Source organism: Kibdelosporangium aridum (assembly GCF_900176515.1).
Taxonomy (GTDB): Bacteria; Actinomycetota; Actinomycetes; order Mycobacteriales; family Pseudonocardiaceae; genus Kibdelosporangium; species Kibdelosporangium aridum.
In genome coordinates this window covers 159,743-174,640 of record NZ_FWXV01000003.1, presented here as the reverse complement: position 1 = coordinate 174,640, position 14,898 = coordinate 159,743, and the positions used below count along the sequence as shown (strand labels likewise).

11 protein-coding genes and 2 pseudogenes are annotated in these 14,898 nt (G+C 66.7%); 5 read left to right on the top strand and 8 right to left on the bottom strand.

From position 1 onward, the window contains the following. Window positions 1-4: 4 nt before the first annotated feature. Complete coding sequence (locus B9C43_RS19815; protein ID WP_084428433.1) at window positions 5-3,220, bottom strand: AfsR/SARP family transcriptional regulator; 3,216 nt, start codon at window positions 3,218-3,220, stop codon at window positions 5-7. A 74-nt stretch (window positions 3,221-3,294) separates the two neighbouring features. Here B9C43_RS19815 and B9C43_RS19810 point away from each other — a divergent pair, with 74 nt between their 5' ends. Both B9C43_RS19810 and B9C43_RS19805 read left to right on the top strand, forming a co-directional pair. Beyond that, a complete protein-coding gene (locus tag B9C43_RS19810; protein ID WP_084428432.1) occupies window positions 3,295-4,782 on the top strand; it encodes an FAD-dependent oxidoreductase in 1,488 nt (495 codons plus the stop codon). Beyond that, entirely contained in the window at window positions 4,779-5,441 is a 663-nt protein-coding gene (locus B9C43_RS19805; protein WP_084428431.1) for an SGNH/GDSL hydrolase family protein, read from the top strand. Before B9C43_RS19810 ends, B9C43_RS19805 begins: the two co-directional genes overlap by 4 nt. Before the next feature lie 68 nt (window positions 5,442-5,509). On the opposite strand, the gene B9C43_RS19800 is transcribed toward B9C43_RS19805, so the two are convergent. The 5 genes and pseudogenes from B9C43_RS19800 to B9C43_RS19780 form a co-directional block, all read right to left on the bottom strand. Beyond that, entirely contained in the window at window positions 5,510-5,713 is a 204-nt protein-coding gene (locus B9C43_RS19800) for a cold-shock protein (protein WP_033390714.1), read from the bottom strand. 216 nt (window positions 5,714-5,929) lie between these two features. Next, window positions 5,930-7,135, bottom strand: a complete 1,206-nt coding sequence (locus B9C43_RS19795) for a cytochrome P450 (protein ID WP_033390713.1) — start codon at window positions 7,133-7,135, stop codon at window positions 5,930-5,932. A gap of 245 nt (window positions 7,136-7,380) precedes the next feature. Continuing rightward, window positions 7,381-7,559: pseudogene (locus B9C43_RS19790) on the bottom strand (MBL fold metallo-hydrolase); the annotation flags it as partial. Window positions 7,560-7,589: 30 nt separating this feature from the next. Continuing rightward, on the bottom strand, window positions 7,590-8,054 hold the full coding sequence (locus B9C43_RS19785) for a type II toxin-antitoxin system VapC family toxin (RefSeq protein ID WP_084428430.1): 465 nt from the start codon (window positions 8,052-8,054) through the stop codon (window positions 7,590-7,592). Continuing rightward, window positions 8,044-8,313: a type II toxin-antitoxin system Phd/YefM family antitoxin gene (locus B9C43_RS19780; protein WP_054294253.1), complete on the bottom strand. Its 270-nt coding sequence runs from the start codon at window positions 8,311-8,313 to the stop codon at window positions 8,044-8,046. Before B9C43_RS19780 ends, B9C43_RS19785 begins: the two co-directional genes overlap by 11 nt. Before the next feature lie 278 nt (window positions 8,314-8,591). Here B9C43_RS19780 and B9C43_RS19775 point away from each other — a divergent pair, with 278 nt between their 5' ends. Next, window positions 8,592-9,008, top strand: coding sequence for a hypothetical protein (locus B9C43_RS19775; protein ID WP_200825615.1), 417 nt, complete (start codon window positions 8,592-8,594; stop codon window positions 9,006-9,008). A gap of 47 nt (window positions 9,009-9,055) precedes the next feature. On the opposite strand, the gene B9C43_RS19770 is transcribed toward B9C43_RS19775, so the two are convergent. Further along, a complete protein-coding gene (locus B9C43_RS19770; RefSeq protein ID WP_084428429.1) occupies window positions 9,056-9,733 on the bottom strand; it encodes an MBL fold metallo-hydrolase in 678 nt (225 codons plus the stop codon). 115 nt (window positions 9,734-9,848) lie between these two features. Here B9C43_RS19770 and B9C43_RS58540 point away from each other — a divergent pair, with 115 nt between their 5' ends. Continuing rightward, the gene (locus B9C43_RS58540; RefSeq protein WP_160096594.1) at window positions 9,849-11,072 is read left to right on the top strand and encodes an acyltransferase family protein; all 1,224 of its coding nucleotides are present in this window, start codon (window positions 9,849-9,851) and stop codon (window positions 11,070-11,072) included. Here B9C43_RS58540 and B9C43_RS58535 read toward each other — a convergent pair. Beyond that, a pseudogene (locus B9C43_RS58535) lies at window positions 11,045-11,605 on the bottom strand (maleylpyruvate isomerase family mycothiol-dependent enzyme); the annotation flags it as partial. The gene B9C43_RS58540 and the pseudogene B9C43_RS58535 overlap by 28 nt on opposite strands. Before the next feature lie 316 nt (window positions 11,606-11,921). Here B9C43_RS58535 and uvrA point away from each other — a divergent pair. Next, window positions 11,922-14,780 carry an excinuclease ABC subunit UvrA gene (uvrA, locus tag B9C43_RS19755; RefSeq protein ID WP_084428428.1) on the top strand — a complete coding sequence of 953 codons (2,859 nt, stop codon included), beginning with the start codon at window positions 11,922-11,924 and terminating at the stop codon, window positions 14,778-14,780. The last annotated feature ends 118 nt before the right edge of the window (window positions 14,781-14,898 follow it).

Sequence of the window (14,898 nt, the reverse complement as noted above, 5' to 3'; positions counted from 1 at the left end):
GTCCTCAGCAGTGCTGGCGTAGCCGGGCAGGGGCGACTTCGGTCACGGCTGTCTTTCTGTCCAGCGCCCAACCCTTGCCGTACGCCGTGGCGAAGACATCCTCGCCCAACGCGGCCTGTCCTCGACGGGTGAGCTCGCGAACCTGCCGGTCGGTGTGGTCGTGAGCGCCGCGCAGCCGGGAGGCGGCGCCGAGCAGGACGGCGGCCTCGTGATGTCTTCCGTGCGCCTCGACGAGCGCGGCCGCGTTCACCGCCACCAGCGACAGAATCGGCAGGTCCCGGGTCTTCAGCGCCGCCGCGTACGCCTTCGCGAGCGCCTCGTGCGCGCCGGTCAGGTCACCGAGCTCCAGGCATAGCGTGGCCCGTGTGCTGCCGATCAGTGTCCGCGCGTGGTCGCCGGGGAACGTGGTGTCGCCGTGCAGACCCCGTTCAGCGTCGTCGAGCAGTTTCCGCGCCCTCTCCAGGTCGCCGAGCCGCATCCAGATGACGGCCTCCCACGCCTCGACCAGCAACAGCATTTCCGGCGAGCTCGCGCGCAGCGTCCGCTCCCGTGCCGACCCGATCATCGCGATCGCCCGGTCGGTGTCGCCGCTTCGCAGGTACAGGTCGATCCAGCGCAGGTCGATGAACACATCGTCGCCGAGGCTGAGCGAACCGAACTCGCCCGCCAGCGACCGGGCCTCGCGCAGGTCGGCCAGCGCGCCGTCGAGGTCGTCGTACTTGCGCAGCTGGGCGCGCATCGGCAGGACGGCGGCCTGGCCCCAGCGGTCGCCTGCCTGCCGGAAGCAGGCCAGTGCCGCCTCCACGTCTGTGCGCACCTTGTCGAGATCGCCCTCGTTCTCGGCGATCTGCACCCGGAACATGTGGGCCAGCCCGGACAGCCAGACGTCGTCGCCGTCGGCCAGGTGATCGATGATCACGAGGGCGGCCTGCTCCTGCTGCAGGATCGCGAGTGGGAGCGCGGTGAGCGCGCTGGCCCGTCCTGGCAGCGACGACGGCCACGTGAGCAGCCGGTCGGCCAGCTCGCGTATCTCTGCCTGGTCGTCCATGGTCTGCCCGGCGGTCAGCCCTGGCTGGGTGTCGCCCCGGTTGAGCAGGTAGATCGCGCGGGCGGAGTCACGGTCGAGCGTCGGCTCACCGCCGGGCACCGCCAGTGCCTCGCCCAACCAGTAGGCCGCGTCGCGGTGTCGGCCGAATATCAACCAGTACCACGTCAGGTTCAGGGCGAGAGTGACCGCGCCGGTGGCATCGCCGACATCGCACCGACGACGCAGGGCGGCTAGCGCGTTGTCGTACTCGGCGGTGATGCCTCGGATAGCGGTCAACTGACCAGGTCCGCGCAGCTGCGAGTCATACCGGGCGATCAGTTCGACGAAGTAGCCAGCGGCCAGGTCACGGACGGTGCCGAGGTCGCCCGTCTCGGCCAGGCGCTCGGTTCCGTACTCGCGCAGCGTCTCCAGCATGCGGTAGCGGCCCGGGTCGGCGGCGAGCTGCAGCAGCGACCGATCGACCAGGCTGGCGAGCAGCTCGGGGATCTCTGCGGCTCGCACTGCAGTGCCCGCGCACACAGCGGTTGCCGAGGCGGTTGTGACGCCACCGGGCAGGATCGACACGCGTTCCGCGACCGTACGCTCTTGGTCGCTCAACAGTTGCCAGCTCCAGGCGATGACCGCGCGCAGCGTCCGGTGCCGGGGAAGCGCGGTGCGGCTGCCGGTGGTGAGCAGCCTGAACCGGTCGGAGAGCCCGTCGGCCAGCTCGGGCAGCGACAACGTACGAAGCCGAGCCGCGGCCAGTTCAAGGGCCAGCGGCATCCCGTCCAGGCTGCGGACCACCTGCCGGACCTGGGGCAGCGTCGTCTTGTCGACGGCAAAGCCGGGGCGCACGGCCGCGGCCCGCTCGGTGAACAGGCGTACTGACGCTGTCTGCAGAGCCTGCTCCACGCCGTCATCCAGGCCGGGCAGCGTGAGCGGGCCGAGTGGCACCAACGTCTCGCCGTCAACCGCCAAGGGCTCACGGCTGGTAGCGAGCACGCGCAGCGTGGGGCATCGGGACAGCAGCGCCGCGACCAGATGGGCCACGGCGTCGATCAGGTGCTCGCAGTTGTCGACCAGCAGCAGGCTTTCCCGGCTGCCGAGGTGGTCGACAAGTGTGTCCAGCTCGGCGCCCTGGGCCCTGGCCTCGAACATCGGGCCGCCGCGCAGCCCGATCCCGGCGAGCACGGCTGCGCCGACCTTGTCGGATTCGGTGACCGAAGCGAGGTCGATCATCCAGGCGCCGTCGGGATACTCGTGACGGTGGTTGCGGGCCGCCTCGACAGCGAGCCGGGTCTTGCCGGCGCCGCCGGGACCCAGCACGGTGACCAGACGCCCGGCCGCCAGCAGAGTGCCGATCCGGGCGAGATCGTCGTCACGCCCGATGAAGCTGGTCAGCGGCGCCGGCAGGTTACTCGGGCTGGCCTGCGGTGCGGGCTGCTCGGCGCGCAGCAGGCTCAGGTGGCGTTCGCGCAGAGCAGCGCCTGGGTCCGTGCCGAGGTTGTCGGCCAGGGTTGTCCGGACTCGCTCGTACAGCGCCAGGGCCTCGGCTTGGCGCCCCTGGGCGGCGAGTGCGTCCATGAGCAGCGCAACCGCCCGCTCGTGGACAGGGTGCTCGGCGAGCAACGCCGTCAAGCGCGCGCTGGCCGCGTCGGCACGGCCCAGCGACAACTCGGCGTCGGCGAGGTCGACGACGGCCTCAACCGAGACATGGGCCAGACGGGTCGCTGCGGCGGGCGCTACCGCGGCGACGACCGTGGGCTCGGTGCCGGGACGGTCGCCCCACAGCGCCACGGCCTCGCCGAGGACTGCCGCTGCGGCAATGGTGTCGCCAGCGCGCAGGCGCTCACGGCCTGCGGCGGCGAGTTGCTCGAACCGCAGCGCGTCGACGTCGGCCGCGTCCACCTCCAGCCGGTAACCGCCCGCGACCTGCGTGATGTCGCTGGCTGAGCCGAGGGTCCGGCGCAGCCGCGAGACGAGGGCCTGCAGGGCGTGTGCGGGTCCGGTCGGCGGGTCCTCAGCCCAGATCGCGTCGATGAGGGCGCTCTGCTCGACCGCGCGTCCGCCAGCGAGCGCCAGCCGTGCGAGCAGACCCTGCAACCGTGCACCCGCAACGGTTAGCGCGGCGCCACCACGCGACGCTTGAAACTCGCCGAGCAGCGTGACGCGAAGCCGCGCACCCCCGTCCATCCTTCGATCTTCGCGCAGATCCCGTGTCAGCGTCGTGTGCGCCCCGTGTGAGCGGCTCGCGTCAGCCTCGCTACATGCATGACGTAGTGATCGTGGGCGCTGGCCCTGTTGGTTTGTTCCTTGCCTGCGAGCTTGGTCTCGCGGGCTGTTCTGTCCTGGTTCTTGAGCGGGAGCCGGAGCCCGGCTCACCGTGGCGGGCGGATCCACTCGGGATGCGGGGCCTGTCCCTCGCGTCGGTCGAGGCGTTCTACCGTCGCGGGATGCTGCACTCGCTGCTGGAGGCGTCGGGTGTCGATGACTATCCCAGCGCGGACGAGCCGGCACCCCCTCGTGGCGTGGGCCACTTCGCCGGAATGGTGCTCGACCCGGCCAAGGTCGACGTTGCCGCGTGGGCGGCCCGGCTTCCCAGCCCGGCAACGGAAGGCGTGATGACAACCCTCGAAGCAGTCGAGACAGTGCTGTCCGAGCGGGCAGTCAAGCTGGGCGTGGAGATCAGGCGCGGCGTCACGGTCTCAGCCCTCGAACAGGACGACGAGAGCGTGGTCGTGCACGCTGGCGAGCACGAGTACTCGGCGCGCTGGCTCGTCGGTTGCGATGGCGGACGCAGCGCGGTGCGTGGGCTCGCGGGCTTCGACTTCGTCGGCACCGAGCCGCAGTTCACCGGTTACGTCGGCCTCGTCACCATCGCAGATCCCGAGAAGCTGAGCCCTGGGATCAACCTGACGCCGACGGGCATGTACGTCCAGATGACCGCGGAGGGGCACATCGGCGTGATGGACTTCGACTGCGGTGCCTTCGACCGTTCGCAGCAGCCGACCCGTGACCACCTCCAGGCGGTGCTGCGCCGCGTGTCCGGCACTGACGTGACGTTGAGCGAAGTGCGTCTCGTCTCGACCTTCACCGACCGGGCGATGCAGACGACGACCTACCGGCAGGGACGCGTCCTGCTCGCGGCCGACGCCGCGCACATCCACTCGCCCATGGGAGGACAGGGACTCAACACCGGTCTCGGCGACGCCATGAACCTGGGGTGGAAGCTCGCGGCGACTGTGCACGGACATGCGCCAGACGGGCTTCTCGACACCTACACCAGCGAGCGCCATCCAATCGGGGCCTGGGTGCTCGACTGGACGCGCGCCCAGGCCGCGGCGATGCGACCGGACCCACATAGCCAAGCGGTCCAGGGACTGATCCGCGACCTGCTCGGGACCCGTGACGGAACGACCTATGTGTTCGAGAAATTGTCGGGATCATCGATCCGCTACGACCTCGGCAGCGAGGATCCGTTGGTCGGCCGAAGCGTCCCGGACTTCCAGCTCGCGGACGGCACTCGCCTCGGCGAGCAGATGCAGGACGGACGAGGCATCGTGCTGGATTTCAGCACCGACCGCCGTTTGCGTGATTCGTTGCCGGGCGGGCTGCGTTACGCGGCCGCAGCGACGACCGACCTCGGACTGGGCGCCGTGCTCGTCCGGCCAGACGGCATCGTCGCGTGGGCGGGCGATCATGATTTCGATCGAAAGGCCTTGGAGCAGGCCGTGGCTCGGCAGTTCAAAGCATGACGATCACTCTGCGACCGGGGAGCACTGTGGTGTTCGCTGGCGATTCGGTCACCGACTGCCAACGGCTGGAAAGCGAAGACGGCCTCGGGTTCGGCTACCCGCTGCGCATCGCGGGCGAGTGGGGCCTGCGGCATCCGGACCGCCCGGTGACGTGGCTGAACACCGGGGTCGCCGGAGACAAGGTGATGGACCTCGAAACCCGCTGGCAGGTGGACGTACTCGACACACGCCCAGACGTGGTGTCAATCCTCGTCGGCGGCAACGACATGGGCTGGCACACATACGACCCAGACGGCTACGTGATCCCAGCGGAGGACTATGCGGCAGGTTACGACCGCCTGCTCGCACCCCTCGCCGAGACGGGCGCGGAGCTGATCCTCATCGAGCCGTTCCTCCTGCCGATCCGCGGCCTCGTAGAGGTCGGCGATGTGCACGTCGGTGAAGAGGTGCGGAAGGAGTGGCGTGCTGACCTGGATCCGAAAATCCAGGCCATGCGCGAACTCGCGCGCAAATACGGCGCACACCTGCTCGCTGCCGACGGCATGTTCGCCGAGCTCGCCGCTACGACCGGGCCTGAGTATTGGGCCGTGGACGGCGTACACCCGACGCCAGCCGGTCATGCCGCGCTCGCGGCGGCCTGGCTACGCCTCGTCGCCTGACCACGGACCTCTGCGTCAAACGCAGGCAGGCCCCGCCGTGTGGCGGGGCCTGCCTGTTTGATCCTTGGTCAGATCAGGGTGACGCTGGTGGCCTGGGGGCCCTTCTGGCCCTGGCCGACGTCGAAGCGCACGCGCTGGTTCTCCTCGAGCGACTTGAAGCCGCCGCCCTGGATCTCCGAGTAGTGCACGAACACGTCGGCGCTACCGTCCTCGGGGGCGATGAAGCCGAAGCCCTTCTCGGAGTTGAACCACTTCACGGTGCCTTCTGCCATGTTTTCTCCTTGTACAGCGGATACGGCACGCCATTGATACGGCGAACCGGGCCTGTCTGCGACGGGAACCTTCTCCGGTCAAACCGGAGGAAATACGCATTGCCCGCAAACAAAGGTTTCGCGAGCGCGTACTGAAAACACGAACAAAAAACCTAAGACCGTTGCTAACTGTAGCACACCGACGGGGCTACCTGCGCGAGGCAGCCCCGTTCCGGTTCAGGTGAAGTTCACAGGCAAGGAAACCAGCCCACGAAGTGCGCTGTCGGTACGCCAGGACAAGTCCTCTTCCGGGATCGCGAACTCCAGCCCGGGCAGGCGATCGAGCAACACGCTCAACGCCACAGCCAGCTCCAGCCGGGCGAGCTGTGCACCGAGACAGTGGTGAATGCCGTAGCCGAACCCCATGTGCGGATTTGGCTGCCGAGTGATGTCCAGTCGTTCGGGATCCTGGAAAACGCGCGGATCGTTGTTGGCCGCAGCCACGGATGCGAATACGGCGGAACCCGCCGGGACTGTGCCGCCTGACAGTTCGATGTCCTCCAACGCCCAGCGAGGGATCGCCGCTCCGGCGAACAACGAGACGAACCGCATCATCTCTTCGACCGCGGACGACATCAGCTCGCGCCGCGACAGCAGCAAGGAAAGCTGGTCGGGGTGCGTGAGCAGGGTGTAGACGAAGTTCGGAATCTGGGTTGTCGTCGTCTCGAACCCGGCACCGTGCAGCCCGGCGGCGAGGAACAGCAGCTCCTCCTCGGTGAGCCGGCCCTCCTCGTCCCGCGCCGCGACCAAAGCACCGAGCAGGTCGTCGGTCGGCTCCCTGCGGCGCTGGTGCACCAGACCTGCGAAGTACTCCATCAACTTGGCGATGGACGCGGCTCGCTGGTCGCCGTCCATCCAGGTGCCCGAGACCAAGGCAGCCGAAAGGACCTGGAACTCTCCTCGATCCGCCACGGGCACGCCGAGCATCTCGCAGATCATGATCATCGGCAGCTGCTCGCCGAAGTCCGCGACAAGGTCGGCAGCAGGGCCCTTCTCGACGATCTTGTCGACGAGTTCGCTGGCGACCGTCAATGTCCTTGTCCGTAACCGTTCGATCCGCCGTGGCGTGAACGCGCCCGTGACCAGCTTGCGTAACCGGGTCAGGTGCGGCGGGTCCATGTCCATCATTCCGCGCGGCGCGATGTACTCGGAGAGCCGAGGCTCGTCCCGGCCGATACCGGCGGCGCGACTGAACCGGGGATCGGCGTACACGGTCCGGACATCCTGGTGACGGGTGACGAGCCACGCGTCTTCACCGTATTTCAGACGCACCCGGCACAACGGCTCGTGTTCTCGCACGTACGCGTACATGGGGTCGACTGTGAGGCGATCGGCGACGTTGAAGGGATAAGTCCGTACTGTTGTGGCTCCTTCTGTGGCCATAGCTCGCCTTCCTGAGGTCGGTTGCGCGCCAACACTTGTAGCCTGCTGGTTCGTCCTCGACCCGTAAAGGCATCTGTAACGTTCCGTAACGCGGCACAAGAAGGCCCGGGTCTCAGCGCAGCGAGCGGCAATCTGGCGACTTCAGTCGACCGCTCAGGTCAACGGTGCGAGATCAGGCTCTGTGACAAATGTGTGCTGAGCGAGGCCGCTCGGGTTGACGGCCTCGCTCAGCACAAGTCTTCAGCTCACCAGCCGCGGGAACGCCATTCGGCGTGTTCGCCCAGCGTCGAGTCGTCGCCGTGCCTGGGTAGAACCAGGTGTCGTCCGGGAGTACGTCGAACAGCCGCGACTCCACGTCGTTGACCAACGAGGTGAAGTTCTCGGGCGAAGTGGTCTTTCCCACGCCACCGGGGAACAGAGTATCGCGTCAGCGGAACATGTTGGTGCGACACGGTCATGGCGACTGGTGAGGGACCGCCGGCCGTGTGACCGCTACGACAGTCAACAAGTCGTGAAGCCCTTTGAAGTCGTCTGGGTTGGTGGTGAACAAGGGGAGGTCTTCGGCGATCGCGGTGGCGGCGATCATGAGGTCGACCATCCTGCGTCGTGGTTTGCGTCCGCTGGCGATCACCGCAGCGGATACTCGTCCGTAGATCCTGGCTGCCTCGGCGTCGAAGGGGACGGGGTCGAACTCACTTTCGGCACGCTGCAGTACATCGAGCCTGCGGGCACGTTCTACGTGCTCGTTGTAGGCGTCTTGTTCGTCGTTGCGGCGTACCTCGTGCGGGCCCGCTGAGAGTTCCGCGAGGGTAATCGCGCTGATGGCCATCTCGTTGGGCAGTTCGGCAGGGTCTATCCAGCGGCGCAGGATCAAGATGTTGGTGTCGAGCAGGCCCTGCTCGTGCGAGCTACTGCTCATAGGGGTCTCGGGGCTCCTGGTCCAGTGCGGCTTCTTGGTCGGCACGGAAGGCGTCGATGTCGACGTGTGCTGCGTTGCGAGACATGGCGACGAACTCGGCTCGTGAGACGAACCGTCGACGTCGGCGCAGCGGGATCAGTTCACCGATCTCGTGGCCGTCGCGGGTGACAGTGAACGACCGTCCACTTTCGACGGCGTCCATGATCTCCTTCGACCTATTGCGGAGATCTCGCTGCGTGATCTCAGGCTGAGCAGACATGGAACCAGTCTAACTGAGGTGTGGCACCGGGTGCTACATGGTGCCGCAGGATGTCATAGTCGCTGAGTGACTCGCTGAATGCGCAATGATTGTCGGACTAGCTGGAACCTCTCTGTACTATGGGTGGGCGCAAGGAGCTTGGGATCGAACCTGAGCCACCGCTGAATTTCCCCCGAGGCATGGAGCGTTGGACAGCGCCTGCGCCACCGTCTCGTCCACTGAGCTTTTTCGTTGCTTGCCAACCCGCCTGTGGTGGTTTCGGCTGAAGCAGTATTCCCGTGACTGTCGCGGACCCGAGATTGCTCTTGGACGCGTTCCTGCGGTGCGCTAATAGTGAAGTGCAGTTGCTCCTCGATGGGTTCGAGATCAGTGACGATCCGTACGATGAAGATGGCGACCGGTACTTCCTCAACTTTCAGGCGCCGATGCCTGACGGCAAGTGGAATCGGACTGACTGGAATGTGGAGATATGCCGATGGGTTCCGGACGGTCCGCAGAGCGAGGGCATGAGCAGCTCCAAGGGCGAGTCAATTCTCGACTGTGCGCGGGCTGAGCCGCCGGCACTTGCGGAGATCGTCGAACTGCTGAACCGAAGCAATGGGAAATCAGACGTCCTGGCCGCGTGGGCGAAGACCTCTGCTGGAGAAGCGCTTGCAGGTACTGCCTTCGTCGTTACGAAGCGATACGACGGCTGATGGCCGGGTGGGGCCGCCTACATGTCAGGCGGCCCCAGTTGAACGTGTCACCAGCCGCGGGAACGCCATTCGGCGATGTGGGGCTTCTGTTCGCCCAGCGTCGAGTCGTCGCCGTGGCCTGGGTAGAACCAGGTGTCGTCCGGGAGTACGTCGAACAGCCGCGACTCCACGTCGTTGACCAACGAGGCGAAGTTCTCGGGCGAAGTGGTCTTTCCCACGCCACCGGGGAACAGCGAGTCGCCGGTCCACAGGTGTGGGTGGCCTGCGGGGTCCCGGTAGAGCAGGGCGATTGAGCCTGGGGTGTGGCCGCGCAGGTGGATCACCTCGAGGGTGCACTCGCCGACCGAGATCGTGTCCCCATGTTTGACGAGTACGTCCGGGGGTACTGGTAGCGGGTCGGCATCCAGGGCGTGGGCCACTGTGTTCGCGCCATTGGCGCCTGCCACGGCGCCGAGGGCTTGCCAGTGGTCGGGGTGTTGGTGAGTTGTCACGATCGTGCGCAACCGTGGCCGGTTGCTGTCGTGTCCGATGAGGTCTTCGATCCGTTCCGGATCGTTCGCCGCGTCGATCAGCAACGCGTCTCTGCTGGCGTTGCACACCAGGAGGTACGCGTTGTTGTCCATTGGCCCGACGGAGAGTTTGTTTATTGTCAGCTTCTCTAGGGTCCGCCTGGCGGCCGCGCCGCCTGGATCCACATGACCCGTGTAGTTCTCGACAACGTCCACGGTCGCCGACAGTAGAGGACCTGCTCAGTGTCCTCACAGGTTGCTTCATTACGCTCCGGTCACGCCACCGTCCTTGTCCGCCGATCACTGCGAGCTCGTGACTACTCCACCTTCCGTGCCCGAGACCTCCTCCACGCGCAAGATCAGCTGGGACATCCTCCGCGTCCTCGCCGTTTTCGCCGTCGTCGTCGAGCACATCACCCACCAGGCCCCGGTCAACCACCCTGAGCTGGGCGGATATCCCTTCTCTTTACCGCTTCAGTTCGGTGCCAGCACCATGCTGGTCGTTTCCGCTTTCTTCGTGTGCGTCACCATCGGGCGTCGTGGGTGGCTTTGGAACCGTGTGGCGAGATTGGTTCCGACGTACTTCGCTGCCGTGATCGTCACGTATGTCGTCACTCGTATCGCCGTGACCGTTTTCGACAGGCATGCCTACGGAGCCGGTGGTTGGCTTTTCGGCGCTTCCGTGGCCAGCGCGCCTTCCGCTGTTCCTTGGCTTCTGCCGAGCCCGCACGACCTTCTCGGCAATCTGCTGATGATGCAGGTCTGGGTCCCCGGCATCCACTGGATCGACGCTTCTTATTGGACGATGCCCGTCCAGATCGCCGCGTTCGTGGTCGCCGCTCTGCTCTTCCCCCGCAGGTGGCTCAACGCCCGCAACGCGCCGCTTTGGCTGTGGTCGCTGGTGATCGTCCCCGTTGTCCTGCGGTTCACCGTGCGCACCGACGACGCGCCGCAGTGGGTCAAGTCCATCTTCGACGGTCTCGCGCTCAACCGTGTCCAGCTATTCGGCGTCGGTGTCGCCATCTGGTTGTGGTCGACCGGTCGCATGCGCGTCTGGCACCTGGGCGTCTACATCCTTGCCGCGTTGGTCGCGCAGGACACGCATGCGTACTTCACCGATACGCCTTCCACCATCGCGTTGGGCGTCGTTCTCCTCGTCGTCTGCATCGCGGCGGGTGGGCGTGACTGGGACGTCCCGTTCGTGCGCAGGCTCGCGCCCGCCATCACGTGGCTGGCCGGCATCTCGTTCGGCGTGTACCTCATCCACCAGCAACTCGGGTTCATCGTCGCCCGCACTCTGCTGGATCTCGGTGCCACGCCGCTCGAACGGTTCGCCGCGTCGTTCGCGCTCGCCGTCGTGCTCGGCTGGCTGCTCACCAAGCTCGTCGAGCGGCCCGTGCACCGCCTGCTGACTCAGAGCCACGCGGGCAAGCTCGGCAGATCACCCGCCAGCCCTGTCCCGTCGCCTCGGCCGATCAGCCAGGCCAACACGGTCGGCGCCGGCCCGCCGACGTCCGGCGAGTCCTTCGCCGCCGCCAACTCCCAGTCGCGCTGACGGCCGTCGGCCAGGTCCACCCGCAGCCGGACCGGCGGCACGTCCGGGCGTTTGGCGAACTCGCCGACCACCAGGTCCAGCAGGCGCTCGACGTGCCCGTCCGGCAGGTCGCCGAAACCGATTCCGGCGTCCAGGTCGACCATGTGCACCGCAGTCTCCTGCCAGCGCATCCACGGCACCGTGCACGCCGGGATCTGCCTGCCCGTGGCCAGGACGACCGGCTTGCCCCACGAAATGTCATCCATATGAGTGACAGCTTCGAAAAATCTCTCCACCGCCGCGGTCAGGTCCTCCCGCAACAGGCTGGTCATCCGGTGGGCGCCTTCTTCGATGTCCGCGTCGCGGTCCGCCCTGCTCGTGTACATCGGGTGCTCCACCCCGGTCCGTGCCCACGTGAGCAGGTTCACCAGCGCGTCGGCGTTGCGCGCCAGATGGGTCACGACGTGTGCCCTCGTCCAGCCGGGCAGCAGGCTTGGCCGCCTCATCGCGATGTCGTCGAGCCCCTCGACGACACCCGTCAGCAGCACGGTCATCTGCCTGGCAGCGGCTATGCCGAGCTCGGCGTACTCAGTCGCGGAGAGGTCCTTCCTCGGCTCTGGCAGGGAATCGTGTGGCGTGGCGGTTTGTTGCGATACGCGTGGTCCAGTCATGTGTCGTAACCCCGACTTCGTTGAGCGACGTCGCGCTCACGATGAGCTGATAGCGACCAGGGTACGGGTAGATCACCGGCCGTGGGGGAGACTCCAAATCGGTTTTGTCGTACCCCCGGCCTAACATGGTCGCGGCAGCCTTGATCGAACGTGTATTCGATAGCGCTGGTGTGAAGATCAAAGACTGAAGGGACCCCTTGTGGCCGACCGTCTCGTGGTTCGCGGCGCCCGCGAGCACAACCTGCGCAGCGTCGACCTTGACCTGCCCAGGGACAGCCTGATCGTGTTCACCGGGCTGTCTGGGTCCGGCAAGTCCAGCCTGGCGTTCGACACCATCTTCGCCGAGGGCCAGCGCAGATATGTCGAGTCGTTGTCGGCGTACGCGCGCCAGTTCCTCGGCCAGATGGACAAGCCGGACGTCGACTTCATCGAGGGCCTCTCGCCCGCGGTCTCCATCGACCAGAAGTCGACCAGCCGCAACCCGCGTTCGACCGTCGGCACGGTCACCGAGGTGTACGACTACCTGCGTCTGCTCTACGCCCGCGCGGGCAAGCCGCACTGCCCGATCTGTGGCGAGGCGATCAGCAAGCAGACCCCGCAGCAGATCGTCGACCAGGTCCTCGCCCTCGAGGAGGGCACGCGCTTCCAGGTCCTCGCGCCGGTGATCCGCAGCCGTAAGGGCGAGTACATCGACCTTTTCCAGACGCTGCAGTCGCAGGGTTACTCCCGCGCGCGGGTCGACGGGGTGGTGTACTCGCTCACCGACGTCCCCAAGCTCAAGAAGCAGGAGAAGCACGACATCGCGGTCGTGATCGACCGGTTGACCGTCAAGAAGAACGCCAAGCAGCGGCTGACCGACTCGGTGGAGACCGCGCTGCGCCTGGCCGACGGCCTTGTCGTGCTGGAGTTCGTCGATCTCGACGAGAACGACCCGCACCGCGACCGCGGTTTCTCGGAGAACCTGGCCTGCCCGAACGGCCACCCGCTGGCCATCGAGGACCTCGAGCCCCGGTCGTTCTCGTTCAACTCGCCGTACGGCGCGTGCACCTCGTGTTCCGGCCTGGGTGTCCGGATGGAGGTCGACCCCGAGCTGGTCGTGCCGGACGACGAGCTGTCGCTGGCCGAAGGCGCGATCGCGCCGTGGGCGGGCGGGCAGACCGCGGAGTACTTCACGAGGTTGCTGACCTCGCTGGCCGAGGCGGTCGGCTTCCGGATGGACACGCCGTGGCGACGGCTGCCCGCGAAGGCACAGAAGGCGGTGCTGCACGGCACGGCCGACCAGGTGCACGTGCGCTACAAGAACCGCTATGGCCGTGAGCGGTCGTACTACGCGAGCTACGAGGGCGTGATCCCGTTCCTCGAGCGGCGTCAGGAGCAGACCGAGTCCGACGCGATGCGCGAGCGCTACGAGGGCTACATGCGGGAAGTTCCGTGTCCCGCATGCCAGGGCACGCGGCTGAAGCCGGAGATCCTCGCGGTCACGTTGAACCACAAGACCCAGGGCGACCTGTCGATCGCGGACGTCTGTGCGATGAGCGTGGCCGACTGCTCGGAGTTCCTCGAGGGCCTCAAGCTCGGCCAGCGCGAGACGATGATCGCTGGTGCCGTGCTCAAGGAGATCCAGGCGCGGCTGCGGTTCCTGCTCGACGTCGGCCTTGACTACCTGTCGCTCGACCGGGGTTCGGCGACGCTGTCCGGTGGTGAGGCGCAGCGGATCCGGCTGGCCACGCAGATCGGCTCCGGCCTGGTCGGCGTGCTGTACGTGCTGGACGAGCCGTCGATCGGCTTGCACCAGCGGGACAACCACCGGCTGATCGAGACCCTGACCCGGCTGCGGGACCTGGGCAACACGCTCATCGTGGTCGAGCACGACGAGGACACGATCCGCACGTCCGACTGGGTGGTGGACATCGGTCCGGGCGCGGGTGAGCACGGTGGCAAGGTCGTGCACTCCGGTCCGGTCGCGAAGCTGTTGAAGAACAAGGAGTCCATGACCGGGGCGTACCTGTCGGGGCGCAAGGAGATCCCGGTCCCGGACATCCGCAGGCCGATCGACCGCAAGCGGCAGCTGACCGTGGTCGGTGCGCGCGAGCACAACCTGCGCGGCCTGGATGTTTCGTTCCCGTTGGGCTGCTTGGTGTCCGTGACCGGTGTGTCCGGCTCCGGGAAGTCCACTTTGGTCAACGACATCCTCGCGCAGGTGCTGGCGAACAAGCTCAACGGCGCCCGCCAGGTCCCGGGCAGGCACACCAGGGTCAACGGCCTCGCCCACCTGGACAAGCTGGTCCGGGTCGACCAGTCGCCGATCGGCCGGACCCCGCGGTCCAACCCGGCGACGTACACCGGTGTGTTCGACAACATCCGCAAGCTGTTCGCGGCCACCACCGAGGCGAAGGTGCGCGGGTACCAGCCGGGCCGGTTCTCGTTCAACGTCAAGGGCGGCCGCTGCGAGGCGTGCGCGGGTGACGGCACGATCAAGATCGAGATGAACTTCCTGCCGGACGTCTACGTCCCGTGTGAGGTCTGCAAGGGCGCCCGGTACAACCGGGAAACTCTTGAGGTGCACTACAAGGGCAAGACCATCTCGGAGATCCTGGACATGCCGATCGAGGAGGCGGCCGAGTTCTTCAAGCCGATCAACTCGATCCACCGGCACCTCAAGACGCTGGTGGACGTCGGCCTCGGATACGTCCGGCTCGGCCAGCCCGCGCCGACGTTGTCCGGCGGTGAGGCACAGCGCGTCAAACTGGCGAGTGAGCTGCAGAAGCGCTCGACCGGCAAGACCGTGTACATCCTGGACGAGCCGACCACCGGTCTGCACTTCGAGGACATCCGCAAGCTGCTCGGCGTGATCAACGGCTTGGTGGACAAGGGGAACACCGTGATCGTGATCGAGCACAACCTCGACGTGATCAAGAGTTCGGACTGGATCGTCGACATGGGCCCGGAAGGCGGCTCGGGCGGCGGCACGGTGGTGGCCGAGGGCACGCCGGAGGACCTCGCCGACATCGAGGAGAGCTACACCGGCCAGTTCCTCAAGCAGGTTCTGAAGGTCTGACCCGGCCGGGCCAACTGGTCCGGTCGCGTCCTGCCCAAACGGGTTGCCCGGCAACGAATGCGGTCTTCGCGCACGGTCGCGAAGACCGCATTGCTGTCTGTAGAGCTGCCGTTATGTG